At 65.3% G+C, this 26,306-nt stretch carries 32 protein-coding genes; 14 read left to right on the top strand and 18 right to left on the bottom strand.

Annotated features, from left to right (window positions below; translation table 11 throughout):
* Nucleotides 1–218: 218 nt before the first annotated feature.
* Genes ACFSM0_RS04445 through ACFSM0_RS04435 form a run of 3 tightly spaced genes read right to left on the bottom strand, consistent with a single transcriptional unit; the run spans nucleotide 219 to nucleotide 2,467 of the window.
* Nucleotides 219–1,076 (bottom strand): DUF1444 domain-containing protein, encoded by an 858-nt coding sequence (locus ACFSM0_RS04445; RefSeq protein WP_377387728.1) that lies wholly within the window; start codon nucleotides 1,074–1,076, stop codon nucleotides 219–221.
* On the bottom strand, nucleotides 1,055–1,585 hold the full coding sequence (locus ACFSM0_RS04440) for an adenine phosphoribosyltransferase (RefSeq protein WP_377387949.1): 531 nt from the start codon (nucleotides 1,583–1,585) through the stop codon (nucleotides 1,055–1,057). Before ACFSM0_RS04440 ends, ACFSM0_RS04445 begins: the two co-directional genes overlap by 22 nt.
* Before the next feature lie 3 nt (nucleotides 1,586–1,588).
* Nucleotides 1,589–2,467 carry an S-methyl-5'-thioadenosine phosphorylase gene (locus ACFSM0_RS04435; protein WP_377387726.1) on the bottom strand — a complete coding sequence of 293 codons (879 nt, stop codon included), beginning with the start codon at nucleotides 2,465–2,467 and terminating at the stop codon, nucleotides 1,589–1,591.
* Nucleotides 2,468–2,593: 126 nt separating this feature from the next.
* Between ACFSM0_RS04435 and ACFSM0_RS04430 the strand changes: the two genes are divergently transcribed.
* Nucleotides 2,594–3,454: a DMT family transporter gene (locus tag ACFSM0_RS04430; protein ID WP_377387724.1), complete on the top strand. Its 861-nt coding sequence runs from the start codon at nucleotides 2,594–2,596 to the stop codon at nucleotides 3,452–3,454.
* A 9-nt stretch (nucleotides 3,455–3,463) separates the two neighbouring features.
* Here ACFSM0_RS04430 and ACFSM0_RS04425 read toward each other — a convergent pair whose 3' ends face one another.
* Nucleotides 3,464–4,054 carry a flavin reductase family protein gene (locus tag ACFSM0_RS04425; RefSeq protein ID WP_377387722.1) on the bottom strand — a complete coding sequence of 197 codons (591 nt, stop codon included), beginning with the start codon at nucleotides 4,052–4,054 and terminating at the stop codon, nucleotides 3,464–3,466.
* A gap of 83 nt (nucleotides 4,055–4,137) precedes the next feature.
* On the opposite strand from ACFSM0_RS04425, the gene ACFSM0_RS04420 reads away from it, so the two are divergent.
* Entirely contained in the window at nucleotides 4,138–4,623 is a 486-nt protein-coding gene (locus ACFSM0_RS04420; protein WP_377387720.1) for a GNAT family N-acetyltransferase, read from the top strand.
* Between the two features lie 51 nt (nucleotides 4,624–4,674).
* On the top strand, nucleotides 4,675–5,439 hold the full coding sequence (locus ACFSM0_RS04415; RefSeq protein WP_377387718.1) for an EcsC family protein: 765 nt from the start codon (nucleotides 4,675–4,677) through the stop codon (nucleotides 5,437–5,439).
* A gap of 73 nt (nucleotides 5,440–5,512) precedes the next feature.
* On the opposite strand, the gene ACFSM0_RS04410 is transcribed toward ACFSM0_RS04415, so the two are convergent.
* From ACFSM0_RS04410 to parE, 5 genes are all read right to left on the bottom strand, one after another.
* A complete protein-coding gene (locus ACFSM0_RS04410; protein ID WP_377387716.1) occupies nucleotides 5,513–5,650 on the bottom strand; it encodes an entericidin A/B family lipoprotein in 138 nt (45 codons plus the stop codon).
* A 66-nt stretch (nucleotides 5,651–5,716) separates the two neighbouring features.
* Nucleotides 5,717–5,947 carry a hypothetical protein gene (locus tag ACFSM0_RS04405; RefSeq protein ID WP_377387714.1) on the bottom strand — a complete coding sequence of 77 codons (231 nt, stop codon included), beginning with the start codon at nucleotides 5,945–5,947 and terminating at the stop codon, nucleotides 5,717–5,719.
* Nucleotides 5,944–6,702, bottom strand: a complete 759-nt coding sequence (locus ACFSM0_RS04400) for a hypothetical protein (RefSeq protein ID WP_377387712.1) — start codon at nucleotides 6,700–6,702, stop codon at nucleotides 5,944–5,946. The genes ACFSM0_RS04405 and ACFSM0_RS04400 overlap by 4 nt, the downstream gene beginning before the upstream one ends.
* On the bottom strand, nucleotides 6,702–6,968 hold the full coding sequence (locus tag ACFSM0_RS04395) for a spike base protein, RCAP_Rcc01079 family (protein ID WP_377387710.1): 267 nt from the start codon (nucleotides 6,966–6,968) through the stop codon (nucleotides 6,702–6,704). The genes ACFSM0_RS04400 and ACFSM0_RS04395 overlap by 1 nt, the downstream gene beginning before the upstream one ends.
* Before the next feature lie 519 nt (nucleotides 6,969–7,487).
* On the bottom strand, nucleotides 7,488–9,452 hold the full coding sequence (parE, locus tag ACFSM0_RS04390) for a DNA topoisomerase IV subunit B (RefSeq protein WP_377387708.1): 1,965 nt from the start codon (nucleotides 9,450–9,452) through the stop codon (nucleotides 7,488–7,490).
* Nucleotides 9,453–9,778: 326 nt separating this feature from the next.
* Between parE and ACFSM0_RS04385 the strand changes: the two genes are divergently transcribed.
* The 5 genes from ACFSM0_RS04385 to ACFSM0_RS04365 all read left to right on the top strand — a co-directional run bounded on the left by ACFSM0_RS04385 (nucleotide 9,779) and on the right by ACFSM0_RS04365 (nucleotide 13,730).
* Nucleotides 9,779–10,657 (top strand): TIGR01459 family HAD-type hydrolase, encoded by an 879-nt coding sequence (locus tag ACFSM0_RS04385; RefSeq protein ID WP_377387706.1) that lies wholly within the window; start codon nucleotides 9,779–9,781, stop codon nucleotides 10,655–10,657.
* A 129-nt stretch (nucleotides 10,658–10,786) separates the two neighbouring features.
* A complete protein-coding gene (locus tag ACFSM0_RS04380; protein WP_377387704.1) occupies nucleotides 10,787–11,230 on the top strand; it encodes a MaoC family dehydratase in 444 nt (147 codons plus the stop codon).
* Between the two features lie 39 nt (nucleotides 11,231–11,269).
* Entirely contained in the window at nucleotides 11,270–12,193 is a 924-nt protein-coding gene (locus ACFSM0_RS04375) for a bifunctional riboflavin kinase/FAD synthetase (RefSeq protein ID WP_377387702.1), read from the top strand.
* Nucleotides 12,194–12,233: 40 nt separating this feature from the next.
* Complete coding sequence (locus ACFSM0_RS04370) at nucleotides 12,234–12,680, top strand: YcgN family cysteine cluster protein (RefSeq protein WP_377387700.1); 447 nt, start codon at nucleotides 12,234–12,236, stop codon at nucleotides 12,678–12,680.
* Complete coding sequence (locus ACFSM0_RS04365) at nucleotides 12,681–13,730, top strand: threonine aldolase family protein (protein ID WP_377387698.1); 1,050 nt, start codon at nucleotides 12,681–12,683, stop codon at nucleotides 13,728–13,730. It abuts the gene before it with no gap.
* Between the two features lie 170 nt (nucleotides 13,731–13,900).
* Here the strand turns inward: ACFSM0_RS04365 and ACFSM0_RS04360 are convergent, their stop codons facing one another.
* Nucleotides 13,901–14,920, bottom strand: coding sequence for a ribose-phosphate pyrophosphokinase (locus ACFSM0_RS04360; RefSeq protein ID WP_097069703.1), 1,020 nt, complete (start codon nucleotides 14,918–14,920; stop codon nucleotides 13,901–13,903).
* A gap of 106 nt (nucleotides 14,921–15,026) precedes the next feature.
* Here ACFSM0_RS04360 and ACFSM0_RS04355 point away from each other — a divergent pair, with 106 nt between their 5' ends.
* Nucleotides 15,027–15,626: a 2-hydroxychromene-2-carboxylate isomerase gene (locus tag ACFSM0_RS04355; protein WP_377387696.1), complete on the top strand. Its 600-nt coding sequence runs from the start codon at nucleotides 15,027–15,029 to the stop codon at nucleotides 15,624–15,626.
* Complete coding sequence (locus tag ACFSM0_RS04350) at nucleotides 15,626–16,438, top strand: alpha/beta fold hydrolase (protein ID WP_377387694.1); 813 nt, start codon at nucleotides 15,626–15,628, stop codon at nucleotides 16,436–16,438. The genes ACFSM0_RS04355 and ACFSM0_RS04350 overlap by 1 nt, the downstream gene beginning before the upstream one ends.
* 146 nt (nucleotides 16,439–16,584) lie before the next feature.
* Here ACFSM0_RS04350 and ACFSM0_RS04345 read toward each other — a convergent pair whose 3' ends face one another.
* The 3 genes from ACFSM0_RS04345 to ACFSM0_RS04335 form a co-directional block, all read right to left on the bottom strand.
* The gene (locus tag ACFSM0_RS04345; protein WP_377387692.1) at nucleotides 16,585–17,649 is read right to left on the bottom strand and encodes a 5-(carboxyamino)imidazole ribonucleotide synthase; all 1,065 of its coding nucleotides are present in this window, start codon (nucleotides 17,647–17,649) and stop codon (nucleotides 16,585–16,587) included.
* Complete coding sequence (gene purE / locus ACFSM0_RS04340) at nucleotides 17,642–18,127, bottom strand: 5-(carboxyamino)imidazole ribonucleotide mutase (protein WP_377387690.1); 486 nt, start codon at nucleotides 18,125–18,127, stop codon at nucleotides 17,642–17,644. Before purE ends, ACFSM0_RS04345 begins: the two co-directional genes overlap by 8 nt.
* A 72-nt stretch (nucleotides 18,128–18,199) precedes the next feature.
* The gene (locus ACFSM0_RS04335) at nucleotides 18,200–18,430 is read right to left on the bottom strand and encodes a YdcH family protein (RefSeq protein WP_377387688.1); all 231 of its coding nucleotides are present in this window, start codon (nucleotides 18,428–18,430) and stop codon (nucleotides 18,200–18,202) included.
* Between the two features lie 230 nt (nucleotides 18,431–18,660).
* Here ACFSM0_RS04335 and ACFSM0_RS04330 point away from each other — a divergent pair, with 230 nt between their 5' ends.
* A complete protein-coding gene (locus ACFSM0_RS04330; RefSeq protein ID WP_377387686.1) occupies nucleotides 18,661–19,074 on the top strand; it encodes an Hsp20 family protein in 414 nt (137 codons plus the stop codon).
* A gap of 12 nt (nucleotides 19,075–19,086) precedes the next feature.
* Nucleotides 19,087–19,317 (top strand): DUF1150 family protein, encoded by a 231-nt coding sequence (locus ACFSM0_RS04325; RefSeq protein ID WP_377387684.1) that lies wholly within the window; start codon nucleotides 19,087–19,089, stop codon nucleotides 19,315–19,317.
* Between the two features lie 69 nt (nucleotides 19,318–19,386).
* On the opposite strand, the gene ACFSM0_RS04320 is transcribed toward ACFSM0_RS04325, so the two are convergent.
* A complete protein-coding gene (locus ACFSM0_RS04320; protein ID WP_377387682.1) occupies nucleotides 19,387–21,093 on the bottom strand; it encodes a bifunctional sulfate adenylyltransferase/adenylylsulfate kinase in 1,707 nt (568 codons plus the stop codon).
* A 233-nt stretch (nucleotides 21,094–21,326) separates the two neighbouring features.
* Here ACFSM0_RS04320 and ACFSM0_RS04315 point away from each other — a divergent pair, with 233 nt between their 5' ends.
* On the top strand, nucleotides 21,327–21,794 hold the full coding sequence (locus ACFSM0_RS04315; RefSeq protein ID WP_377387680.1) for a hypothetical protein: 468 nt from the start codon (nucleotides 21,327–21,329) through the stop codon (nucleotides 21,792–21,794).
* A 285-nt stretch (nucleotides 21,795–22,079) separates the two neighbouring features.
* On the opposite strand, the gene ACFSM0_RS04310 is transcribed toward ACFSM0_RS04315, so the two are convergent.
* Both ACFSM0_RS04310 and trxB read right to left on the bottom strand, forming a co-directional pair.
* Nucleotides 22,080–22,535, bottom strand: a complete 456-nt coding sequence (locus tag ACFSM0_RS04310; protein ID WP_377387678.1) for an RES family NAD+ phosphorylase — start codon at nucleotides 22,533–22,535, stop codon at nucleotides 22,080–22,082.
* Nucleotides 22,532–23,482 (bottom strand): thioredoxin-disulfide reductase, encoded by a 951-nt coding sequence (gene trxB / locus ACFSM0_RS04305; RefSeq protein ID WP_377387676.1) that lies wholly within the window; start codon nucleotides 23,480–23,482, stop codon nucleotides 22,532–22,534. Before trxB ends, ACFSM0_RS04310 begins: the two co-directional genes overlap by 4 nt.
* 185 nt (nucleotides 23,483–23,667) lie before the next feature.
* Between trxB and ACFSM0_RS04300 the strand changes: the two genes are divergently transcribed.
* Nucleotides 23,668–24,168: an Lrp/AsnC family transcriptional regulator gene (locus ACFSM0_RS04300; RefSeq protein ID WP_377387673.1), complete on the top strand. Its 501-nt coding sequence runs from the start codon at nucleotides 23,668–23,670 to the stop codon at nucleotides 24,166–24,168.
* A gap of 197 nt (nucleotides 24,169–24,365) precedes the next feature.
* Here ACFSM0_RS04300 and ACFSM0_RS04295 read toward each other — a convergent pair whose 3' ends face one another.
* Together ACFSM0_RS04295 and rpoH are read right to left on the bottom strand one after the other, a co-directional pair.
* Nucleotides 24,366–25,337 (bottom strand): Gfo/Idh/MocA family protein, encoded by a 972-nt coding sequence (locus ACFSM0_RS04295; RefSeq protein WP_377387670.1) that lies wholly within the window; start codon nucleotides 25,335–25,337, stop codon nucleotides 24,366–24,368.
* Nucleotides 25,338–25,399: 62 nt separating this feature from the next.
* The gene (rpoH, locus tag ACFSM0_RS04290) at nucleotides 25,400–26,299 is read right to left on the bottom strand and encodes an RNA polymerase sigma factor RpoH (protein ID WP_377387667.1); all 900 of its coding nucleotides are present in this window, start codon (nucleotides 26,297–26,299) and stop codon (nucleotides 25,400–25,402) included.
* Nucleotides 26,300–26,306 lie beyond the last annotated feature (7 nt).

Below are 26,306 nucleotides of genomic sequence, written 5' to 3'. Positions count from 1 at the left end.
CCGCTGCGAAAAGCTGCGATGACAGGGCTTGAATGAGATGCGCCCCGCCGGGGGCGGCAGGGCGCTGCACTTTTGGTTCACGTGTTTGCAAGCAGCAGAACCATCGGGCCCGTTCTGGGTAGCGCGATTCGGGTTACGGAGAGATTAATGCCGTTAACTCTCCCGAAAATTCCAGGCCGGTCCCGTGAGGGCTGGAAACGGCCCCCGTAAAGGGGGGCTCAGGGGGCGCGCACGACCTGCCAATGGTCGCGCTGCCAGGCAAAAACGCTTTCGGAAACCGGATAGGGATTCGCGCGCGCCGTCCGGAGCGCGAAATCGGCCAGCTCCTGCACCGCTTCGGGGCGGCCGCTGGCATCCACCACCACTGTGTCGCGGCTGGGCGCCACCATCAGGAGCGGCCCCTGATCCTCGGCGACGCGGCGCCAAAGCTCGCTGTCGAGCAGAAGCGAGCTTTCATACATGCCGTCGAGCACAAGCCCCCAGCGCTTTGCCCCGAGTGGCGCGAACCGCGGCGTCTGATGTTCCAGATTGGCGCGCGCGGCGTTTATGGCCGCCGCCACGTCGAGCCCGGCGCCGGTGAGCCGCTCCGGGGTGACATAGGCGGTGCTGGAGGCGCGATCTTCGACCAGATAGATCGAGAGCCCCGCCATCCAGGGCTCGGTCGCGAGCCCGCGCGCTTCGGGCAGATGTTCGGCAAAGCTCGACGGCCGCAGGACCGGCAGCAGCCGCGCGGGATCGAGCGCACCGCTTTCAAGCGCGATGATATCATCGAACGCGGCAAGATAGGCGTCGAGCATCTCCTGCCGCTCGGCATCGCTCAGCGCGCGCTGCATCGCCATGAAGAGGTTGTGCGGATCGGCAACGAGCGCTGTGCCTTTCCATGTCAGAAAGAGCTTGTGCGCCTTGGGATCGGGGCGGATCCCGGTCGCCTCTCCCGTTGCCGCCACGGCGTTTTGCAGCACCACGAGCAGCATATCGAGGTTTTGCGGGCGGGCGATATCGGCCACCGCCCCGCTGGCAAGCGAAAGGGCGAGCGCGAGCCCGCCCCCGAGGCTCAGGCGCCCTCGAATTCGCACAGCACGTTCACATCCATGCCGAGGCCTTCGAGGAGCTTGCGGCCGCCGAGTTCCGGCAGATCGACGATGAAGGAGCAGCCGACGATATTGCCGCCGAGCCGCTCGATGAGCTGGATCGCCGCGCCGCAGGTGCCGCCGGTGGCCAGCAGGTCGTCGACGATCAGCACCTTCTCGCCGGGGCGGATCGCGTCGTCATGGATCTCCATGATCGCCTCGCCATATTCGAGCTTGTAGGCTTGGCTGATGGTCTGGCCCGGCAGTTTGCCTTTTTTGCGGATCGGCACGAAGCCCTTGGAGAGCTGGTGCGCGATGGCGCCGCCCAGAATGAAGCCGCGCGCCTCAAGCCCGACGATCTTGTCGATCTGCTCGCCCGCCCAGGGGTGCAGGAGCTGGTCGATCGCCATGCGGAAGCCGCGCGCATCGGCAAAAAGCGTGGTGACATCGCGGAACATGATCCCCTCATGCGGGAAATCGGCGATGGTGCGGATGTAATCCTTGACGGTCTTCATCATTCAGCCTTTCAGAACGCGGCCCATCACGGGCATCAGTCGGGCGATCACTTCGGGGTCGCGTTTGGCGGGCGCGGTCATGATCGCGCCATCAAGGGCATGGGTGCAGCCCTTCGTGCAGGTTTCGGCCGGGCCCTTGAGCAGCGCCGGCAGCGCGGCCACAAGATTGCGCGCCTTGTCGGCATTGGCGATTGCGGTGGCCACCACCTGCGCCACATCCACGGCATCATGGTCCGGGTGCCAGCAATCGAAATCCGTCACCATCGCCACGCAGGCGTAGCACATCTCTGCCTCGCGGGCGAGTTTGGCCTCGGGCATGCCGGTCATGCCGATCACATCGGCATGCCAGGAGCGGTAAAGCTCGCTCTCGGCCTGGGTGGAGAATTGCGGGCCTTCCATCGCCACATAGGTGCCGCCCTCATGGAGCGTCACACCGATCTTGCGCGCGGCCTCGGCGCAAAGCGCCGAAAGCCGGGCACAGGTCGGATGCGCCACCGAAACATGGCCCACGAGCCCGGTGTCAAAGAAGCTCTTGGCACGGGCAAAGGTGCGGTCGATATATTGATCGACCACGACAAAATCGCCCGGCGCGTAATCTTCGCGCAGCGAGCCCACGGCGGAGACGGCGACGAGATCGGTCACGCCCATCATCTTCATTGCGGCAATATTGGCGCGGTATGGCACGCTTGTCGGCGTGAAGCGGTGGCCGCGGCCGTGGCGCGGCAGGAACACCATTTTCACGCCATCATAATAGCCCGCGAGCAGCTCATCCGAGGGCGCGCCGAAGGTGGTTTCGACCGCCTGCCATGTTGCTCCTTCGAGCCCGGCGATGTCATAGACACCCGAGCCCCCGATCACCCCGATCACCCGTTCTGCAGTCATGGCCTTCCTCTCGCGCTTGCTTGTGCGGCGGGCCGAGATTAGGCCGGGGGGGGCGCGGTGGAAAGGGCATAGACCCGTTGGGCTCCGCGTCATATTTTCACCCGCCGGACGAAACGGGAGAGCGTGATGGAAAACCTGCGCGGCGCGGGGCTGATGGTGCTCGCGATGGGGCTCTTTGCGCTTGAGGACATGTTCGTCAAACGCGCGGCGGGGCATCTGCCGGTGGGCGAGGTGCTGATCTTGTTCGGGCTTGGCGGCACGGCGGTGTTTGCGGCACTGGCACTGGGCGCGGGGCAGGGGCTGTGGCACCGCGCTGTGGCGAGCCGGTTGATGCTGATCAAAGCCGCTTTCGAGATCATCGGGCGGCTTGGTTACACGCTCGGGATCGCGCTCACCCCCCTTTCCAACGCTTCGGCGATTTTGCAGGCGACACCGCTTGTCGTTGTGGCGGGGGCCGCGCTCCTTTTTCGTGAACAGGTCGGGCCACGGCGCTGGGCGGCAATTGGCGTCGGCTTTCTCGGCGTTCTGGTGATCTTGCGCCCGGGGCTTGAAGGGTTTGTGCCCGCCGCGCTCTGGACGGTGCTGGGGCTTTTGGGCTTTGCCGGGCGCGACCTTGCCACCCGTGCGGCGCCAAAGGTGCTGACAAATTTCCAGCTTGGCATCTACGGCTTTGCCGCGCTTGTGCCCGCGGGCGCGATCATCCTTGCGGTGACGGGGGGCGCTGCCCCGCCGCGCCCGGACGCGCTTTGGCCGATTGCGGGGGCCGTGGCGGTGGGCGTCGCCGCCTATTGGGCGCTTACCGCGGCGATGCGGATGGGCGACGTTTCCGTGATCACGCCGTTTCGCTACACCCGCCTCGTTTTCGCGCTCATTCTGGGCGTGATCGTGTTTGGCGAACGCCCGGATGCGCCGATGCTCCTTGGTGCGGCGCTGGTCGTGGCCTCCGGGGTCTACACGCTCCTGCGCTCGGCCCGCAAGGCGCGCTAGCCCCGCCCCTCAGGGCCGCGCCAGCGCAAAGGTTTCAGTGATCGTGGCATAGTCGTTATAGCCGAGCCGGGTGAGGCGGTCGGGCGGGAGAAAACGACCGTCTTTCAGGCAATCGGGGCGGATATGCACGCCCACCACCTCGCCGTGAATCAGGTAGTTATAGGCGCCAAGCAGCGGGACAACCTGCACCAGCCGGCATTCGAGGCTGGCAGGCGCCGCCGCCACGCGCGGGCAGTCGATCACCACGCAATCCGCCTTTTCGAGCCCGCTGGCGACGAATTCATCCTCCCCCGCGGGGAGCGCCGCCGAGGAGGCGTTCATCGCGCCGATCAGATCCGAGGAGACGATATTGACACAAAATACCCCCGTCTCACGGATCTGTGCGAGGCTGTCCTTGGTGTCCCCGCGGTCCGCCTTTGCCGAGGTGGAGGCAAAGATCACCTGCGGGGGCGTGTAGGCGACGCCATTGAAGAAGGAATAGGGGGCGAGATTGTCGCCCAGCCTGCCGCGGGTCGAGATCCAGCCGATCGGGCGCGGGGCCACGATCGCGCCAAACGGGTTGTGCGGCAGGCTGTGGCCCTCCTCCGGGCGGTAGAACATCACGGTCTCCTTTGATTTGAACCCGAGATTAGCGCGTGTTAGGCGCGGGGAAAGCGAATAATCGCGCAGGAATCGGGGGCAGCATGTATCAGCTTGAGGAAGAGGCCGAGGCTGACTGGTGGGAGGTGGAGGCGCTTTACGACCTCTGTTTCGCGCCCGGACGAACGGCGCTGTCCTCCTACCGCCTGCGCGAAGGGGTGGCCCCGGTGAAGGAGCTTTGCCTGACCTTGCGCGAAGATGGCGTGCTGGCCGCGGTGATCCGCTACTGGCCCGTGCGCGTGGGCGGAGAGCGCGTGCTGCTTCTGGGCCCCGTTGCCGTGCACCCGACGCGGCAGGGTGAGGGGCTGGGCGGCCTTTTGATGCGCGAAAGCCTCACCGAGGCGCGCAAGCTCGGCTGGGAGCGGGTGCTGCTGGTGGGCGATGCGCCCTATTACCAGCGCTTCGGCTTTGAAAAGATCGAGGATGTGGAGATGCCACCGCCCACCAACCCCGATCGGGTGCTGGCGCTCGACCTCGTGCCCGGCGCCTGGGAGGGCGTGCGCGGCGCGGTGGAGAAATTCGCGCCCTGATCTTTTGTCCGGCCCCCCCGCGCCCCATATCGGTGCAAACAGGGGAGAGCCATGCAGCCCGAAATTTTACTGCCCGTCACCGATCCCACTCTGACGTCGGCGCTTGATGCGCTGGCGCGGCGCCATCGCACGGCCTCGGGGCCGATGATGCAGGTGATCTCGCTTGTCGGGGCCACCACGGAGGGGCTCATCGGGCGGCTGCCCGCGCCGGTGCGGGGCGGGTTGCAAGCGGCCACCGAGCGCGGGCTCGACACGGCCTTTGAGGCCGCCAGCCGCTCGCGCGGGGTGGTGGCGGACCGGCCCGATTGGGTGAACAAGGCGCTCAGCACCGCGCTGGGCGCAGCCGGCGGGGCTGGTGGTTTGCCCAGCGCGCTTGCCGAGCTTCCCTTCACCATCACGCTTTTGCTGCGCGCAATTCAGGGGATTGCCGCCGAGCATGGATTTGACCCCGAGACCGACGAGGTGCGGATCGAATGCCTGCGCGTCTTTGCCGCCGCGGGGCCGCTCGACGCCGATGACGGGGCCGACATGGGCTTTCTGACCGCGCGCATGACGCTGACCGGCGCGGGGCTGCACGGGCTGATCGGCAAGGTCGCGCCGCGGCTTGCGCTGGCACTCGGGCAAAAGCTCGCGGCGCAAACGGTGCCGGTGCTTGGCGCTGTTGCGGGGGCTGCGGTGAACTACGCTTTCACCAGCTATTATCAGGAGATCGCGCGGGTCCACTTCGGGCTCAAACGCCTCGCCCGCGACAGCGGCGAGGATGAAGGGCTTTTGCGCGAAGAACTGGTGATGCGGCTGACACGGCCCGCGCGATAGCCGCCAGATCGTTGCACGCGCTTGCGGGAAAAGGGGCGCCCGGGCCTTGAGCCGGGGCGCGCCACCGGGGCCGTTACATTTCCGCCTGGGTCTCCGCCGCTTCACTGGTCACCGCATGACCCGCCGCCTGCATGTCCCGGCCCGCGCCCTTGACTGTTTCGCAGGCGGTGAGCGCCAGAACGGCGAGCAGCGGAATGGCAATCTTGGTCATCGATCATCTCCCTGATGCAGATTCTGCAAGACCAACGCAGCCAGCGGCAGAGAGTTCCCGAGCACGTCACAGCGCGATCGGCGCCACGCCAAGATCTTCGCACAGGCCAAAGAAGTCTTCGCCCGTGCGGACGCCATCAACCTGTTCCAGCGCAGAGGTGATCTCGCCGGGGCACCCCACCCAGTTGCAGCCCATATGCGTCACAATTCCGCCCGATCCGAGCGGCACAGACCATTGCGCCCCCGCCACGGCCTCGGCTTGCGCAAGCGCGCCCAGGCGCACGATGATCGCGGTCATGGCGTCACTCCGGATTTTGCCGCCATCCAGGTTTCGGCTTGCGGCAACCGCGCATTGGCGATGATCATCCCATAAAGTCGAGCCGTCAGGTAATTGGCCGCCCCAAAGGAAAAAGCCGTGGTGTTGGCATCCGTGCTCGACGGCAAGGCCGTCACCGCGCTGAATGTTATCGCCTGAGGCACGCCATTGCGCCAAAACTGCTCGGCCCCGTAAGCAACATCTGCTTCACGCGCCCATGTCGCGAGCACGTCAAGGCCAGCGGTGGGCGTTCCGAAAATGGTATTCCCGTTGGAATGGCGCCAGGCAGAGCCGCTGGTTCCCGTGCCAACTGACAGGTTTCCTGTTGCTCCGTAGCCGATCGAAAGGAGACGGCCATCGGCTTCGCTGCCCAGCCAGCGCATTCCGGCGGTAATGGACAGAGCCGGGTTCGCCCCGAGCCCATATCGTGAGGCGATCCCCAGCGCATCATCAACCCCGTCGGACTGAAGCCAATGCCGGCCCCCGGACGCCTGATACATCGGGCGCCTGGATGCCGTGGCCTGTGTCAGGTGATGGCCGTTGCCGCTCTTGTCGCGGATCGCCCCAACAGGTTGGCCAGATGCGGTAATCGGCGTGGTCATTTCGGCGTCTTGCCAGAGCGTCGAGAGGTCAGACGGGTCATACCACGCCAGAAGCCCAGCCATGCTGGCGGGCGACCACGGTTGCGCAACCCGCCGCGCATCGAGCCCAAACCCGCCAAGACCGAGCCCGAGCATCACTGCCACCCCGTCAGGCCGGTGGCCGTCGTGCCGGTGGCGAGGATGCGGCGGGCCCAGATCGAATGCTGCCCGACCGGCAGCGGGCCGGTGGTGCAGGTGGCCCCGGTGCGGGCATGAACATATTTGATCACGCCCGCAGCCGTGCCGATGGTCACGGCGCGCACCGGCGCGGGCAGGTCCGTGCTGTCGGAGGGCGTGATGGCGTTGCCGCCCATCGACGGGCTGTCGAGCCCCGGGGTGAGGTGTGCGAATTGATCGGTCATGGTGATCTCCTTTCAGCGGAGCGCCGAATCTCGCAAGAAAGCCGCGCCAGTCCGTTACCCGCGCGGTCGCCGGGTTAGGGGGCTGTGCTGAGAGCCACGAGCCTGGCCGCGGCGAGAGTTTGGAGCGACTGCGCGGCGGGCTTGGGCGCGGCGAGTGCACCAGGCACGGCGCCGCTCGCAAAGCGCCCCGCCCCCCGCGCCCGCATCTGTGGTCCGAACGGGGGCGCATGGCCGGTCCGCAAACGGCGCTTTGACCCTGAATGCCGAGCAGTGGTTCCGGCGCGGGCGTCTCGCCCTTGGGGGCCCGTCGTGCCAGCCTCCTGCCGCTGTGGCGCAGAAAATCCCCTGCTCCCGGCGGTTCAGATTGCGGCGCTCACCTCACCAACCGCCGCCCATAACCATCACGGCACGGGCCATCTGAGAGGAACGGATGCCCGGGGGGGCAGCAGATCGAGAAATTGCAGTCGTCAGCGCTCAGACCGGACAGACCACGGCTCTGGGCCCGTGTTTCGGTCCCCCTCAAACATCCAATTCCATATCTTCCACGAATTTCGCGTTCTCGGTGATGTATTGGAACCGCAGTTCCGGCTTCTTGCCCATCAGGCGCTCCACCAGATCGTCCGTTTCGCCCGCAAACTCGTCGTCGATCGTCACCCGGATGAGCTTGCGCGTCGCCGGGTTCATGGTCGTGTCCTTCAGGTCTTTCGCGTCCATCTCGCCCAGCCCCTTGAAGCGCTGCACGTCGATCTTGCCCTTGCCGCCCAGCCCCTTCTTGAGCCAGGCCTCCTTCTCGGCATCATCGGCCACGTAGATCCGCTTGGCCCCCTGCGTGAGGCGGTAAAGCGGCGGGCAGGCGAGGTAGAGGTGGCCCTTGTCAATCAGCGGCCGCATCTGCGTGAAGAAGAAGGTCATCAAGAGGCTCGCGATATGCGCGCCGTCGACATCGGCATCGGTCATGATGATGATCTTGTCATAGCGCAGGTCATCGACGCGGAATTTTGCGCCGAGCCCGACGCCGAGCGCCTGCGCAAGATCATTGATCTCCTGGTTCTGGCCAAGTTTTGAACTCGCCGCGCCGAGCACGTTCAGGATCTTGCCGCGCAGCGGCAAAAGCGCCTGGGTGGTGCGCTCGCGCGCCATTTTCGCCGAGCCGCCCGCCGAGTCGCCCTCAACGAGAAAAAGCTCGGTGCCCGCGCGGTTGGAGGCCGAGCAGTCCACAAGCTTGCCGGGCAGGCGCAGTTTCTTGGTGGCGGATTTGCGCGAGGTTTCCTTTTCGGCGCGGCGCTTGAGCCGCTCCTCGGCGCGCAGCACGAGAAAGTCGAGAATCGCGCCCGCGCATTTCGGGTCCGTCGCCAGCCAGTTGTCGAAATGGTCGCGTACCGCACTTTCGACCCATTTTGCGGCCTCTTCCGTGCTCAGCCGGTCCTTGGTCTGGCCGACGAAAGAGGGCTCCCGGATGAAGATCGAGATCAGCGCGCAGCCGCCCGTCAGCATGTCTTCCCGGGTGATCTGCGCGGCCTTCTTGTTGTTGGAAAGCTCGCCGTAAGCGCGGATGCCCTTCAGGATCGCGGCCCAGAACCCGGCCTCATGCGTGCCGCCCTCGGGCGTCGGCACGGTGTTGCAATAGCTGTGCAGGAAGCCGTCGCGCGCGGGCGTCCAGTTGATCGCCCATTCAACAGAGCCGGGCACCCCGAATTTTTCCTCAAAGCTCACGCGCCCCGCAAAGGGCCTGTCGGCATAGGTCGCGGCGCCGGTGAGCACTTCGCCCAGAAAATCGGCAAGCCCGTTGGGGAAGTGGAACGTCGCCTCAAGCGGCGTGTCGCCATCGGCGAGCGCGCTTTTCCAGCGGATCTCGACGCCGGAGAAGAGATAGGCTTTCGAGCGCGCCATGCGAAAGAGCCGGGCCGGCTTGAGGCTGAGCGTGCCGAAAATTTCCGGGTCGGGGTGAAAGGTGACCATGGTGCCGCGCCGGTTTGGCGCCGCGCCGAGTTTTTCCACCGGCCCCTGGGGGACGCCGCGCGAAAAGCGTTGCTCGAACAGTTCGCGATTGCGCGCGACCTGCACCACCATCAGATCGGAGAGCGCGTTCACCACCGAGGAGCCGACGCCATTGAGGCCGCCCGAGGTGGAATAGGCTTTGTTGGAGAATTTGCCGCCCGCATGGAGCGTGCAAAGAATGACCTCAAGCGCGGATTTGCCCGGAAACTTGGGATGCGGGTCAACCGGGATGCCGCGGCCATTGTCGCGCACGGTGACCGAGCCGTCATCGTTCATTTCAAGCTCGATCCGGGTCGCATGGCCCGCCACCGCCTCGTCCATCGCGTTGTCAAGGATCTCGGCCACCATGTGATGAAGCGCGCGTTCGTCCGTGCCGCCGATATACATGCCCGGGCGCTTGCGCACCGGCTCGAGCCCCTCGAGCACCTCGATCGAGGAGGCGTCATAGGTTTCGGTCGGGGACGAGGACAGAAGATCGCCGGCCATGCTGCTCGCTTTCATTGGTGGTTGTAGAGGGAAGAGATACAGCAGCTTGGGGGTGTGGGGCAAGGAGGGGCGGCCCTCCTGTTGGCTCCCCCGCGCAGTTGCGCCGCGCCCCTCCGGGCGATCTGGCCTGCGCTATGGGCACAAAGCCGACAGCAGGGCCGCTTTTCTTCGACTTTGTCCAAATATCCCGGGGGTGAATTTTGCCAAAGGCAAAAGAGGGGGCAGCGCCCCCCCCTTCAAGCCTTTGCCATTCTGTCGCATCGGTGCCATAAGCTGCCTGCCGCTGCGGCCGATCTTGCGGCGCGCATGCTACTGAAAGGCCCCCGATGACCCGTATCCTCCACTCGCTCGACGATATTTCCGACCGTTACGACGCCGTGTTCTGCGACCTCTGGGGCTGTTTGCACAATGGGGTGCGCCCCTTTCCGGCCGCGGTTGAGGCGCTCACCACCTTCCGTGCGCGCGGCGGCAAGGTGGTGCTGATCACCAATGCGCCGCGGCCCGCGCGCTTCGTGGGCGAGCAGCTCGACCGGATGGGCGTGCCGCGCGCGGCCTGGGATCTGATCGTGACCTCGGGCGATGCGGCGCAAGATGCAATGTTTGCAGGCGCTGTCGGGCGCAAGGTCTGGCATCTGGGGCCGTCGAAGGATGATGGGTTCTTCACCGACGTGCCCGCCGCCTGGGCGGGCCGCGCCGAGATCGAGCGCGTGCCGTTCGAGGAGGCGGAAGGGATCATCTGCACCGGCCCCTTTGATGAGGTGAACGAAGTGCCCGAGGATTACCGGCCGCGCTTCCTTGCCGCCAAGACCCGCGGCCTGCCGATGCTGTGCGCCAACCCCGATGTGGTCGTCGACATGGGCGAAAAGCGGATCTACTGCGCGGGCGCGCTGGCCGCGCTTTACGAAGACATGGGGGGGCGCGCGCTCTATTTCGGCAAGCCGCATCCGCCGATCTACGACATGGCGCGCCGCCGGCTTCTTGAAATCCATGATACCGACGACAGCCGCATCCTTGCCATTGGTGACGGCATCAACACCGATGTGGCAGGCGCGATGGGCGAGGGGCTCGACGTGCTCTTTGTCACCGGCGGGCTTGCCGTGGACCAGTTCGGCCCCGATGCGGAGGCGCCCGATCCCGATCTGCTCGCCGCCTGGCTCGGGGCGCGGCAGCAATCGCCGCAGTATTCGATCGGCAAATTGCGCTGAGACATGGCGCGTGAGGTAACTATCTTGCGCGATATTCGCAATTTTTGGTCATAAGTTTCGCTGCGCTTGCATTGTCGCGGCCTGCATGCTATGCCGCGCCGCAACATGACCCTTGGCCCGGAGCGCCCCATGACCGACACGATTCACCGCGGCACGATCTGCATCGACGAGCTTGAAGTGGGGATGCGCCGCGCGCTCACGAAGGAAATCACCGACCGCGACATCGAGATGTTCGCGGAAGTGTCGACCGATCACAACCCCGTGCATCTGGACGAAGATTTCGCCAAGGGGACAATGTTCAAGGGCCGGATCGCGCATGGCATGCTCTCTGCCGGGCTGATTTCGGCGGTGATCGGCGAGCAATTGCCCGGCCATGGCACGATCTACCTTGGCCAGTCGCTCAAGTTCCGCGCTCCGGTGCGTCCGGGCGATGTGGTGACTGCCGAGGTCACTGTCGCCGCAATCGACCCGGTGAAGCGTCGCGTGACCCTTGAAACCCGCTGCCGCGTGGGCGATACGGTGGTGATCGAGGGCGAGGCGCAGGTTCTGGCGCCCGCCTGCAAGGCGGACTGACACGGCAAGGGCTCCGGGCCGCGCCGGATGCGGGGACGGATGCGAGTTTACAGCCACTGGACGGGGCTCGAGGCCGAGGCGAAGGGCGCCTCGGTGGCGATGGGCAATTTCGATGGCGTGCATCTCGGCCACCAGTCGGTGATCGACCTTGCGCGCGGCCGCGGCCCGCTTGGCATCATCACCTTCGAGCCGCATCCGCGCGAGGTATTTGCGCCCGACGCGCCCGCCTTCCGGCTGATGAATGCCGAGGCGCGGAGGAACCGCTTTGAAAAGCTCGGGGTCGACCGGCTTTACGAACTGCCTTTCAGCAAAGATCTTGCGGGGCTTGAGCCCGAGGCCTTCGCCCGCGATGTGCTGGCCGAGGGGCTCGGGGTCTCGCATGTTGCGGTCGGGGGCGATTTCCGCTTTGGCAAAAAGCGGGCGGGGGGCACGGCAGAGCTGATCGCCTTCGGGCGCCGTTATGGCTATGAGGTCACCGTCGCGCCGCTCCTGCATATCGAGGGGGTCGAGGTCTCCTCGACCAATATCCGCCACGCGCTGAGCGAGGGCCGCCCCGAAGATGCCGCGAAGATGCTGGGCCACCTGCACCGGATCGAGGGCGAGGTGATCCATGGCGACAAGCGCGGCAAGGGGCTCGGCTTTCCCACTGCAAACATGTCGGTGGCCGGGCTGCATCTGCCGCGGCTGGGGGTTTATGCCGTCAAGGTCGATGTGCTCACCGGCCCGCAGGCGGGCAGCTACCATGGCGCGGCCAGTCTTGGGGTGCGGCCGATGTTTGGCACCAATACCCCCAACCTTGAGACCTTCCTCTTCGACTTCGATGGTGATCTTTACGGCCAGCATCTCTCCGTGGCCCTCGTCGCCTATCTGCGCCCGGAGCTGAAGTTTGACGGCCTCGACGGGTTGATGACACAGATGGCGGAGGATTGCGCCACCGCCCGTCAGATCCTCGCCAGCGTTTGACCCCTTTCCATCGCGCCCCGCATGGGGCAGGGTGCCGGCAATGACCACGCTCCGCCCCGACTTCTGGACCCTGCCGCTCAAGGCGCTCACCCCCGCGGAATGGGAAGCGCTTTGCGATGGCTGCGGCAAATGCTGCCTGAACAAGCTCGAATACGAGGATACGGGCGAACTTGAGTTCACCCGCGTCGCCTGCAAGCTGCTCGATGGCGAAAGCTGCCGCTGCCGCAATTACGAAACGCGGCACCGCTACGTGCCCGAATGCGTGCGGCTGACGCCGAAGTCACTCAAGAAAAGCGTCTACTGGATGCCCGTGACCTGCGCTTACCGGCTGCGCTGGGAGGGGAAACCCCTGCCCGAATGGCACTATCTGATCTCGGGCTCGACCGAGACCGTGCATGAGGCGGGCATGTCGGTGCGAGGCTGGACCGTCTCCGAGGCCGAAGTGCCCGAGGACGACTGGCAAGACTACACGATCGAGGATCTCTGAATGCACTTTGCCTCTGACAACACCGCCGGGGTCGCGCCCGCGATCCTTGCAGCGCTTTCCGCTGCCAATGCCGGCCATATGCCCTCTTACGGCGCCGATCCGCTGAGCGCCGCGGTCGTGGCGCGGCTGCGCGCGATCTTCGAGGCGCCCGAGGCGGCGGTTTATCTTGTGCCCACCGGAACGGCGGCCAATGCGCTGTCCTGCGCGGTGCTGACCCAACCCTGGGGCGCGATCTTCTGCCATCGCAACGCCCATATCGAGGAGGACGAATGCGGCGCGCCGGAGTTTTACACCGGTGGCTCCAAGCTCGTGCTCGTGGAGGGCGCCGATGCGAAGATGGACCCGGAGGCGCTGCGCCGCATCATCGCCCATACCGGGCGCGGCGGCATCCACAATGTCCAGCGCGGCATGGTTTCGCTGACCAATGCCACCGAGGCGGGGGCGGTCTATACGCCCGCCGAAGTGGCCGCGATCTGCGCGATCGCGCGTGATTTCAAGCTGCCTGTCCATATGGACGGGGCGCGCTTTGCCAATGCGCTCGTCTCGCTCGGCTGCACGCCTGCGGAGATGACCTGGAAGGCGGGGGTGGAGGTCTTGAGCTTCGGTGGCACCAAAAACGGCTGCATGGGGGTGGAGGCGGTGATCCTCTTCAACCCCGCCCGTGCGCATGAATTTGAAACGCGCCGCAAGCGCGGCGGGCATCTGTTCTCTAAGCACCGCTTCCTCGCGGCGCAGATGGCAGCTTACCTTGAAGGCGATCTCTGGCTCGACCTTGCGCGCCACGCCAATGCGATGGCCGCGCGGCTCTCGGCGGGCATCCGCACCGTGCCGGGCGCGCATCTGTTGCACCCGACCGATGCGAACGAGGTTTTTGCGGCCTTCCCGCGCGGGGCGCACCGGCGCCTGCAGGCGGCAGGCGCGGCATATTATCTTTGGCCCTTCGACCAATCGCTCGAAGGCGATGCGGCGGAATCCCTTTCGGCGCGAATGGTGACGAGCTGGGCCACGACCGAGGCTGAGGTCGATACCTTCCTTGCGCATCTGAAATGAAGAAAGGGGGGCGCTGCCCCCCTCTTGGCCTGCGGCCAATTCACCCCCCGGGATATTTAGACAAAGTCGAAGGCAAAACGGTGTCGCCTTCGACTTTGTGCAAATATCCCGGGGGGAGTCGCGGCACGCGACGGGGGGCAGCGCCCCCTCTCCGGGTCAACCGGGCGCGCTCATTGCGCCGAATAGAGCCCTTCGTAGATCGGCACCAGCGTATCGGTCTCGAAAAGCGAGCTGACCGAGGTGCCCGACCAGGTGTTGAGGATCGCTTGCGCGAACATCGGCGCGGTCGGCACGATGCGGATATTCGCCGCCGCCTTCACTGCCTCGGTCGGTTCGATCGAATCCGTGATCACGAGCGATTTCATCACCGAGCCGGTGATCCGCCCCACGGCCGGGCCGGAAAGCACGCCATGGGTGATATAGGCATGGACCTCGGTTGCGCCCGCCTCGATCAGCACATCGGCGGCTTTGACGAGCGTGCCCGCGGTGTCGCAGATGTCATCGACGATGATGCATTTCTTGCCGGTCACATCGCCGATCACGGTCATGCCGGCCACTTCGCCCGCCTTCTCGCGACGTTTGTCGACAATGGCGAGCGGCACGCCGATCCGTTTGGCGAGCTCGCGCGCGCGCGCCACGCCGCCCACGTCGGGCGAGATCACCATCACATCCTCAAGCTGGCCCTTGAAATTGTGCAAGATGTCGAGCGCGAACACCGGCGCGGCGTAAAGGTTGTCCACCGGGATATCAAAAAAGCCCTGAATCTGCGTGGCGTGCAGATCGAGCGTCAGCACCCGGTCCACCCCCGCCTCGGTGAGCAGGTTTGCCACCAGCTTGGCCGAGATCGGCGTGCGGGCCTTGGCGCGGCGGTCCTGGCGGGCATAGCCAAAATAGGGGATGACGGCGGTGATGCGATCAGCCGAGGAGCGCTTGAGCGCATCGGTCATGATCAGCAGTTCCATCAGGTTGTCATTGGCCGGGTTCGAGGTCGGCTGGATGATATACATGTCTTCGCCACGGACATTCTCATAGACCTCGACAAAGATCTCCTGATCGTTGAACCGCTCGACGCGGGCATCGACAAGCCCGACCGACATGCCACGGTGCATCGACATGCGCCGCGCGATGGCCTGTGCCAGCGGGCGGTTGGCATTGCCGGAAATGAGCTTCGGTTCGGTCATCGCGGGCATGTTCGGTCCTTTCACGCGCGCCGACGAGAGGGGATTCGCCGGATTGCGCCTGCCTTAGCACCGGGCTAGCCTGCTCGCAAACCTTGCAAGCCGGGGGAGCGATACTATGGCGCATATCGATTACTTTTTCTCTGTTTTCAGTCCCTGGACCTATCTGGCGGGGGACCGGCTGGAGCAGATCGCGGCAAAGCACGGCGCAAGCCTCACTTACAAGCCGCTTGACCTGCTCACGCTCTTTGATCGCACCGGGGGCGTGCGGCCCGCGCAGCGGCATCAGAGCCGGCTCGAGTACCGGATGCAGGAACTGGAGCGCTGGTCGAAGCATCTTGGCATGGAGATGGTGCTCAAGCCCGCAGGCTATCCGCCCAATGGCGCTCCGGCCTCTTATGCGGTGATCGCCGCGCAGGCGGCGGGCGGCGGCGATCTGGGGGCGCTGGTGCGCGGCATTGCCCATGCGCTTTGGGTCGAGGAGCGCAACATTGCGGAAGATGACGTGCTGCGCGAAAAGCTCACGGCGGCGGGCTTCGATCCGAACCTCGTCACATCCGGGCTTTTCACTGGCGCGATGGCCTACGAGCGCACCCTTGAAGAGGCCGTGGAGCGCGGCGTTTTCGGCTCGCCCTTCTACATCGTGGCCGAGACCGACCAGCGCTTCTGGGGCCAGGACCGGCTCGATTTCCTTGATGCGCATCTGGGGAGCCTCTGATGGCGCACGACACGCGGCTGGGGCAGGAGATCCATTGGCACGACATCGGGCGCGGGCCGCGCCCGGCGCTCGCGGTGCATTGCACGCTTGGCGCGGCAAGCCTCTGGGCGCCGGTGCTGGAGCCGCTGGCAGAGCAGCTCACCACCACGGTTTTTGACCAGCCCGGCCATGGCCAGTCTCCGCCTTGGCAAGATGCCGCGCCCGAACCCGGCGCCTATCAGCGGCTGGTCACGCAGATCGCGGCAAGTTTCATCCATCGACCGGTGGATCTGATCGGTCACAGTTTTGGCGCCTCGGTGGCCTTGCGCATCGCGGTGGGCGCGCCCGAGGCGGTGCGCTCGCTCACGCTGATCGAGCCAGTGCTGTTTCGCGCCGTCGAAGGCAGCGCAGAATGGGCAGAGCTCAGGCAGCGGCAGAGCCATTTCGAGGCGTTGATCGCGGCGGGGGATCATGAGGCGGCGGCCAAGGGCTTCATGCGTGAATGGGGCGCGGGTGTGCCATGGGAGGCGCTGCCGGAGCATCAGCGCGCACGATTTTGTGCGTCAATGCCGATGGTGCGCAATATCTCGGCGGCGAATTTCGAAGATCCGGGGCGGATCTGGCGCGACGACGGGATCGAGGGAATCGAGGTGCCGGTGATGCTGATCCATGGCGACAAGAGCCCGCCGATCGTGGCCGAGGTCTGTGCGGCGATTGCGGCGCGGATGGCGGATGTGGGCACGGCCTGCATTCCGGGCGGCGGGCATATGTTGCCCGCAACCCATGCGCAGCAGGTGACAGAGTTGATCGCGCTCAATCTCGAGCGCAGCTAGAGCGGCGGCGGCGCGGGGGCGCTGCCCCCTCTTGGCCTTCGGCCAATTCACCCCCGGGATATTTGCGCAAAGTCGAAGAGAACGGAGCCTGCTTTCGACTTTGTGCAAATATCCTCGGGGGTCCGGGGGCAGACAGCCCCCGGCGCTCACAACACGCGGTTGACGTGGCCCATCTTGCGGCCGGGCTTTGCTTCGGCCTTGCCGTAAAGGTGGATCTGCGTGGCCTTCGCTTTTGCGAATTCCGGCACGCGGTCCACATCCGCGCCGATCAGGTTGAGCATTTCGACATCGGCGTAGCGGCTGCCGTCGCCCAGAGGCCAGCCGGCAATGGCGCGGATATGCTGCTCGAACTGGTCAACGGCGCAGCCCGCCTGTGTCCAGTGGCCCGAATTATGCACCCGGGGGGCGATTTCGTTCACCAAAAGCCCTTGGGGCGTGACGAAAAGCTCGACCCCGAGCACGCCCACGTAATCGAGCGCATTGAGGATGCGCGCGGCGATCAGCACCGCATCCGAGCGCAGCGCGGGCGGGATTTTTGCCGGCACTGTCGTGGTATGCAGGATGCCCGATTTGTGCACGTTCTCGCCCGGATCATAGCAGGCGACCGCGCCATCGAGCCCGCGCGCGGCGATCACCGAGATCTCGGCGGAAAAATCGACAAAGCCTTCGAGCACCGCCGCGGCCCCGCCCATCGCGGTGAGCGCCGCGGGCGCATCTTCGGGGGCCATGATCCGCGCCTGCCCCTTGCCGTCGTAGCCCAGACGTGTGGTTTTCAGGATTGCAGGCGCGCCAATCTGCTCGAGGGCCGCCGCAAGAGTTGCGGCATCGGTCACCTCGGCCCAGGGGGCGGTGGCAAGGCCGATCTCGTTGAGAAAACTCTTCTCGAGGATCCGGTCCTGACTGATCGCCAGCGCGCGGCGGCCGGGGCGGATCGGGCGCAGGCTCTCCAGCAGATCGAGCGCCGAGGTCGGGATGTTCTCGAATTCATAGGTGATCACATCGACGCCCTCGGCAAAGGCGCGCAGGCAGCCGGCGTCTTCATAGGGGGCGGTGAAGACCCGCTCCGCCACCTGCCCTGCGGGCGCGCCCGCGCCGGGCTCGAAAATATGGCATTTGAGGCCGAGGCGGGAGGCCGCGACGGAGAGCATCCGCCCAAGCTGGCCGCCCCCCAGAATGCCGATCGTTGCGCCCGGTTTCAGCATCTCACTCATCTTGCGGCTCATCGGGGATCGAGGCGGAGAGGGCGGCGCGCCAGGCATCGAGCCGCGCGGCAAGTGCTGCATCCTGCAACGCAAGGATACCCGCCGCCATCAGCCCGGCATTGGCCGCGCCCGCCGCGCCAATTGCCATCGTGGCGACGGGAAAGCCCTTGGGCATCTGCACGATCGAATAGAGGCTGTCGACGCCCGAGAGCGCGCGGGTCTGCACCGGCACCCCCACAACGGGCACGCGGGTTTTCGAGGCCATCATGCCGGGCAGATGCGCAGCACCCCCCGCGCCTGCGATGATGACCTGAAGGCCGCGCTCGACCGCAGATTTGCCATAGGCCCAGAGACGGTCGGGGGTGCGATGCGCCGAGACGATCTTTTTCTCGTAGGGCACGCCCAGCTCGTCGAGCACTGCCGCCGCTTCGCGCATGGTCGCCCAGTCGGACTGGCTGCCCATGATGATTCCCACTTTCACGCCCATTCGGCCCCCCAGTTTACGGAACCGGCACTATAGGCGGCCCGTATGCAGGGGCAAGCCGGTCGTGCGACTGGCTCAGGCGATGATGTCCGGGGTGAGGCGGTCTTCGATCCGCGCGATCTGATCCTTGAGGGCGAGTTTTTGCTTTTTCAGCCGCACAAGCCGGAGCTGATCCGGGTGGGTCGCGGCAATGAGCGCGCTGATCGCCTCGTCAAGGTCGCGGTGCTCGCGGCGCAAAACCTCCAGCTTGACTCGCATCACATCTTCCGGGTTCATCTCCAGCGGCGTGTCGCTATGGGCATTCATGGCGGGTTCCGAACTCAGCTGACAAGGTCTGACGGTTGCGTTCCGGCCGCGCACGAGTCGCTCCGGCATTTTGAACTATAGCGATATCTGGCGGTTGCGGGGGGAAATTTCAACTGTATCGCCGCGCGCCCGCCCCTTGCACGGACCGGTTCAGACCCCATATCGTGATCATCGGGCTGCCGCGCGGCGGGGCCCTTTTTCGCAACGTCGCTTTCCAAAGGGCTTGCCAGATGACGAAACTGAGCTTCGGCGCACATCCTTACCTTCTGGGGTTCGATCAGCTCGAACGCCTTGTCGAGCGGACCGCAAAAAACGGGTCCGACGCCTATCCCCCCTATAATATCGAGCAATCCGGGCCGGATGAGTTCCGCATCACCCTCGCCGTTGCCGGGTTTGCCGAGGCTGATCTCGCGATCACGATGGAAGATCGCGCGCTGGTGATTCGCGGCCGTCAGGCCGAAGAGGGCGCCGAGCGAATCTTCCTGCATCGCGGCATTGCGGCGCGCGCCTTCCAACGCAGCTTTGTGCTTGCTGACGGGGTCGAGGTCGCCGGGGCGGGGCTTGAAAATGGGCTGTTGCATATCGAGCTGAGGCGCTCTCAGCCCGAGCCCGTGGTGCAAACGATTCCGATCCGCAAACGCTGAAAGGGGGATGAGATGAACCAAGCATTCGATTTTGGCCCGCAAATGGGTGGCGAGCGTATCCTTTATGTGCGCGCGGTCGCCGTCTCTGATCTGCCGGAAGACATTCGGGCCCAGGCGGGCGATGCCACGCAGATCTACGCGCTCCATGCCGCCAATGGCGAGCGGCTTGCGCTCGTCAAAGATCGCTGGACGGCCTTTCAGCTTGCCCGCGCCAATGAGGCGGTGGCGGTGAGCGTGCACTGACCCATTGGCGGCGCAGAAATGAAGAAGGGGCGCCCGGGGCGCCCCTTTTGTGTTTGGGCTGACGGCGGCTCAGCCCTTGATCAGGCCCATCGATTCGAGCTTCAGGATCACCTGATGCGCGCAGTGGTCGACATCGACGCCGGTCGTATCGACGGCGAGCTCGGGATTGGCAGGCACTTCATAAGGGTCGGAAATGCCGGTGAATTCCTTGATCTTGCCTTCCCGGGCGAGCTTGTAGAGCCCCTTGCGGTCGCGCGCCTCGCATTCCTCGATGGGCGTGGCGACATGCACTTCGACGAAAGCGCCGTAAGCCTCGATCATCTCGCGCACGGCACGGCGGGTGGCCGTGTAGGGCGCGATCGGCGCACAGATCGCAATGCCGCCGTTTTTGGTGATTTCCGACGCCACATAGCCGATGCGCTTGATGTTGATGTCGCGGTGCTCTTTCGAGAAGCCGAGCTCGGAGGAGAGATGCTTGCGCACCACATCGCCATCAAGCAGCGTCACCGGGCGCCCGCCCATTTCCATCAGCTTCACCATCAGCGCGTTGGCGATGGTCGACTTGCCCGAACCGGAAAGCCCGGTGAAGAACACGGTGAAGCCCTGTTTCGAGCGCGGCGGCGAGGTGCGGCGCAGCTCGGCCACCACTTCCGGGAAGGAGAACCATTCCGGGATGTCGAGCCCTTCGCGCAGGCGGCGGCGCAGTTCGGTGCCCGAAATGTCGAGCACGGTGCAGCCTTCGGGCACTTCGTTCGCCGGGAAATAGCTTGCGCGTTCCTGCACATAGACCATGTGTTTGAAATCAACCATGGTCAGGCCGATCTCGTCCTCATGCTGCTTGAACAGCTCCTGCGCATCATAGGGGCCGTAGAAATCCTTGCCCGCCGAGTTCTTGCCGGGGCCGGCATGGTCGCGCCCGACGATGAAATGGGTGCAGCCGTGGTTTTTGCGGATGAGCCCGTGCCAGACCGCCTCGCGCGGGCCGGCCATGCGCATCGCAAGGTTCAAAAGGCTCATCGTCGTGGTCGATTGCGGGTATTTGTCGAGCACCGCCTCATAGCAGCGCACGCGGGTGAAGTGATCCACATCGCCCGGCTTCGTCATGCCGACGACGGGGTGGATGAGCAGGTTCGCTTCTGCTTCGCGGGCGGCGCGGAAGGTCAGTTCCTGGTGCGCGCGGTGCAGCGGGTTGCGGGTCTGGAAGGCGACGATCTTGCGCCAGCCGAGCTTGCGGAAATAGGCGCGCAGTTCGTTGGGCGTGTCGCGGCGGGCCTTGAAGTCATAATGCACGGGCTGCTGAATGCCGGTGATCGGGCCGCCAAGATAGATCTTGCCCGCCGTGTGGTGCAGGTAGTTCACCGCCGGGTGCGCAAGGTCATCGGCGCCGAACACGTTTTCGGCTTCCTTCGCCTTGTTCGGCTCCCATTTGTCAGTGACCGACAGGATGGCGAGGATCACGCCTTCCTGGTCGCGCAGCGCAATATCCTGGCCGGGGGCGACGGTCTCGGCGAATTTCTCGCTCACATCGAGGGTGATCGGCATCGGCCAGAGCGTGCCGTCGGCGAGGCGCATATTGTCGACGACGCCATTGTAGTCGGCCTCGCTCAGGAAGCCCTTGAGCGGGAAAAACCCGCCATTCATCAAAAGCTCGAGGTCGCAGATCTGGCGCGGCGTCAGATCCCACGAAGTCAGGCTTGCGGCTTCCACTTTCAGCTTGAGCGCGGATTCGTGAGAGACATAAAGCTCCGGAATGGGAGCGAGATTGGGAAGGGTCATCGCTGGGCCTGTTTTGGAATGCAACATCAACGCGCCAGAGCGCTTGCGCCGCGCTTTGCCCGGATCGACCAAGTTTTTCAAGCAAAAGCGGGGGAACGGCCGCAAAAGAGGAGGCTTTGGTGCGAATTTGCCGCGACGCAGAATGACTTTCTGCAAACTGCGTCAAAGCACGCCGTTTGTCGCGGCGCGGTGCAGTGGTATCGTGGCGCCAATTTTTCATTTAGGGGGAAGTCATGGGTCTTAAATCGAGTCTGACGCCGATCGTCGCCGGGTGGGTGTGGATCTCCGCCTGCGAATTCGGCATCAATGCCTACTGGCTCAAGGCCGAGTGGGAAGACTATTTTGGCGCAATGGGAGCAGAGTTCCCCGGCACGCCGATGCAGATGCTGGTCTGGGCGGGTTGGGCGCTCGTTTATGCGCTCACGCTGCGGATGTTGCTGGCCCGCTTCGGCGGGATTTTCGCGGGCCTGATCTCGTGGTTCATGGTGTTCGGCCTGACGTTCCTGGCGCTCGGCAACATCAACATGATGTCGAGCGACATGCTCACGCTGGTCGTTCCGGCAACGCTCGCCGAGGCGGTTTCGGCGGCGCTTGTGATGAGCATGTTCGTGGCGATCAACCGCTCGCGTGCGCGGGCGAAAAAGAAAGCCAAGGAAAAGGCGAAAGCCGCCGCCAAAGCTGGCACGCCCGTCGCCGCCTGAGCGGGGCGCAAACTTGTCAAAGGGCCGCCTTCGGGCGGCCTTTTTATATGCCCCGGGTTAGGCGCCCCGGCAGCGTCCGCAGCCGGTTACAAAAGGGCGCGCCCCAATCGGGGGGGGGGGCGCAAACTCGGTCTTCGGGCCCGAGCGCGCCGGTTGCAAAGCCCGATCTGGCAGTGCGGGCGGGCTGGCCCGCCATGCAATATCGGCCGACAGCCGAGCGAGGGGGGAAAGCGCGTGGAGCCGGGCCAGCCGAACCCCGTGTGAGAGATCAATGGTCGCTGCCGCTCAAGGACCGGGCCAGGCGGCGGGGGCGCCTGCAAGGGGGATCGTGCCGGGCGAGAGATCGAAGAGCACCAGATGCGCCAGATCCGGGCGCGAGCGCGAGGAATAAAGGAGCCCCTGTGCGCCTGCCGCGCGGGCCGCATCCGAATAGGCCCAGGTGGGGGAGGGGGCCCCGGTGGCGGCGCGGTCCTCCTGCCAGACAACCGAAAGCGCTGGATTGCCGCGGTGGTCCACAAGGCGCGCCGCGGTGATATGGAGCGGCACGATCACCCGCGCCGCATCGCCGGGGGCAAGATAGCGCGCAATCGCCACGCCCGCGCCCTCGGCGCTCAGCGAGGCATAAAGGGCTTTTTGCCCGTCATGGTGAAACCGGCCCTCGGAATGGCGCACGGGGGCGGTGGCGTCTCCGGCGCGGTCGGCGGCCAGAATGCGCCAGACCGTGCCGGAAAAGCGGATCACTCCGCAAGCCCCTCCGCCGCAAGCCAGCGCTCGGCATCGAGCGCCGCCATGCAGCCCATGCCCGCCGAGGTGACGGCCTGACGGTAGACATGGTCGGTGAGGTCGCCCGCCGCAAACACGCCCGGAATGCTGGTGCGCGTGGTGCCCGGCTCAACCTTCACATAGCCGCCGTGATGCAACTCCAGCTGGTCTTTCACCAGCTCCGAGGCCGGTGCATGGCCGATCGCGACAAAGAAGCCGTGGCAGGGGATCTCGGTCTCGGCGCCGGTCTGCACGTTCTTCACGCGCACGCCCGTGACCCCGAGCGGGGCCGCGGTGCCCAGCACCTCTTCAACCACCGACTCCCAGATCACTTCGATTTTCGGGTTCTTCATCAGCCGCTCGATCAGGATCTTTTCGGCGCGGAAGCTGTTGCGGCGGTGGATCACCGTGACCTTGGTGGCGAAATTGGTCAGGAACATCGCCTCCTCGACGGCGGCATTGCCGCCGCCCACCACGACCACTTCCTTGCCGCGGTAGAAAAAGCCGTCACAGGTGGCACAGGCAGAGACGCCGAACCCCTGGAACTTTTGTTCCGACGGCAGGCCGAGCCAGCGCGCCTGCGCCCCGGTGGCGAGGATCACCGCATCGGCCACGTAGCGGGTGCCCGAATCGCCCGTGGCGGTAAAGGGGCGGCTGCCCAGATCGAGCGTGGTGATGATGTCGGAAATGATCTCGCTGCCCATGGCGCGGGCATGCTCTTCCATCTGCACCATCAGGTCAGGGCCCTGCACCTCGGTGCGGCCGGGCCAGTTTTCCACTTCCGTGGTGATGGTCAGCTGCCCGCCCGGTTGCATGCCCTGCACAAGGACGGGGCTCAGCATCGCGCGCGAGGCATAGACCGCCGCCGTATAGCCCGCAGGCCCGGAACCGATGATCAACAGCTTCGTCCGTTTCGTCTCACCCATCGTCTGCTCCTTTGCGACCCTGCCGCTGATATAGGCGTCGCGCGCGCGATGGGGAAGCGCTGCGCGGCGTTTCACGACAGCCATGACATGTTTCCGATGCCGATTGCGCTTGCGCCCGGCAGGGCGAAACAATATTGCGCCCGAAGGCGCCGCTAGATAAGGTTTGCGCAACCAAGGAGGGAACCATGGGCACGAGCAAGCTCGACGAGATCGACCGGAAGATTCTGGCCGAGCTTCAGGCCGATGGCCGCATGACCAATGTGGAGCTCGCCAAGCGCGTCGGGATCTCCGCGCCGCCCTGCCTGCGCCGGGTGCGCACGCTGGAGGAGGCGGGCTATATTCGCGGCTACCATGCCGATGTGAACCCGCGGGAGCTTGGTTTTGAGGTGCAGGTCTTCGCGATGGTGCGGCTGCACAGCCAGGCCGAAACGGATCTGAGCGCGTTTGAGCGCCGGTGTCAGGCCTGGCCTCTGGTGCGTGAGTGCCACATGCTCAATGGCGAAATCGATTTTGTGCTCAAATGCGCGGCGCCCGATCTGAGCACGTTCCAGAATTTTCTGACCGGCGAGCTGACCGCGGCGGAAAATGTGGCGAGCGTGAAAACCTCGCTCGTGATCCGCTGCGCGAAAGATGAGCCGGGCGTGCCTTTTGACGTGCTTGAGGAGCGGCTCGCGAAGCTGGCCTGAGCGCGCGCGGGGCCCGAGCCGGGCAGGGGGGCGCTGCCCCCCTCTTTTGGCTGCGCCAAAATTCACCCCCCGGGATATTTGCACAAAGTCGAAGGCCGCGGGCTTTCTGCTTCGACTTTGTGAAAATATCCTCGGGGGTGAATGGGCCGCAGGCCCAGAGGGGGCAGACAGCCCCCTGTGCGCTCACCCCTGCGCGCTCAGATTTCGCCGGCGCGCACCATGTCGATCATCGCCTGACCCTTCTGCGCCTCTTCGAGCGTCCAGGCGAAAGGCGTGCCCGCGCGGATATGGGCGATGAAGGCCTCCACCTGAAGCACATATTGGTTCACCCCCGGAAAGCGGTGGGTTTCGGTCGTGTTGAAGCCATGCAGGCTGACCTGACCCTCGCCAAAGACGCCCGCATTGAAAGGGGCGGAGAGCGTGATCCGGCCGGCCTCGCCCTGAAACGTCACTTCCTGGCGCGGATAGAGCCGGGTCGAGGTGAGGGCGGCAAAGCTGAAGGCGCCGTCCGGGCCCGCCATTTCGCCCCAGACCTGGGCGAAGGTGTCGACGCCGTTCTCGCGCTGGAGGCGGGCGTGCAGCGCCACCGGCTCGGCGCGGGCGGCAAAGCGGATCGAGGAATAGGCGTAAACGCCGATATCGGGGATCGAGCCGCCGCCCACATCGGCGCGGTTGCGAATATTGGCGGGGTCGGGGTTGTCATAGGTGAAGGTGACATCGGCATGTTTGAGCCGCCCGATCCGCCCCTCATCGAGCCAGCGCCGCACCAGCTGCCATTGCGGGTGATGCACGATCATATAGGCTTCGGCGGCGCATTTGCCCGCCGCGTCACGCGCCGCGATCAGCGGCGCGATCTCGGCGGCGGTCATCGCCAGCGGCTTTTCGATCAGCACATGTTTGCCGGCCTCAAGCGCCTTGATCCCCCATTCCACATGGAGCGTGTTCGGCAGCGGAATGTAGACCGCCTCGATCTGCGGATCATCGAGCAGCGCCGCGTAGCTCTCATGCACTTTGAGCCCCGGCGCGAAGGCGGCAAAGCGCGCGGCTTTCTCGGGCGAAGCGGTGGCCAGCGCGGCGAGACACGAGCCCTTGGCGGCATGAAGCGCAGGCCCCATGCGGGTGGCCGCGAAGTTCGACGCGCCCAGAATGCCCCAGGTCACAGGTTCCATCTTGCCCTCCGTTGGCGCTCACCCGCGCAGGCTAGCGCGCGGGGCTGGGGGCAGCAAGGGGATCAGCTCGAGAGCGCCATGCCCTTTTCTTTGGCGAGCGCTTTCATGCGGCTTTGCAGCTTCTCGAAGGCGCGCACCTCGATCTGGCGAATGCGCTCGCGGCTGACCTCATACTGGCCCGAAAGCTCCTCAAGCGTCACCGGCTCATCGCGCAGACGCCGTGCCATGAGAATATCGCGCTCGCGTTCGTTGAGCACATCCATCGCCGCAATCAGCATCGCACGGCGCGCCTCAAGCTCGTCGGCCTCGGCATAGGCCTCGGCCTGATCGGCGGTTTCGTCCTCGAGCCAGTCTTGCCATTGCGTGGCGCTGTCGCCATCGGCCGAGCCCACCTGCGCATTGAGCGAGGCATCCGAGCCCGCAAGGCGGCGGTTCATCTCCACCACGTCATCTTCCGAGACGTTGAGATCCTTGGCGATCTGGGCCACAGCATCGGGGCGCAGATCGCCCTCTTCCAGCGCGCCGATCTTCGATTTCGCCTTGCGCAGGTTGAAGAACAGCTTTTTTTGTGCCGAAGTGGTGCCGAGCTTCACAAGGCTCCACGAGCGCAGGATATATTCCTGAATTGCGGCGCGGATCCACCACATCGCGTAGGTTGCGAGACGAAAGCCGCGCTCCGGGTCGAAGCGTTTGACCGCCTGCATCAGGCCCACATTCGCCTCCGAGATCACCTCGGCCTGCGGCAGGCCGTAGCCGCGATAGCCCATGGCGATTTTCGCGGCGAGCCGCAGATGCGAGGTTACAAGCCGGTGCGCCGCCTGCGGGTCCTGATGGTCGACCCAGGCCTTGGCGAGCATGTATTCCTCTTCCGGCTCCAGCAGCGGAAATTTCCGGATCTCCTGCAAATAGCGGTTCAGCCCCTGTTCGGGGCTGGGGGCTGGCAGGTTGGCATAGGTGCTCATCGGCGGT

Source organism: Rhodobacter lacus, assembly GCF_042683065.1.
Taxonomy (GTDB): domain Bacteria; phylum Pseudomonadota; class Alphaproteobacteria; order Rhodobacterales; family Rhodobacteraceae; genus Rhodobacter; species Rhodobacter lacus.
The sequence above is the reverse complement of the archived record's forward strand: the minus strand, read 5'-3'. Positions and strand labels throughout refer to the sequence as shown.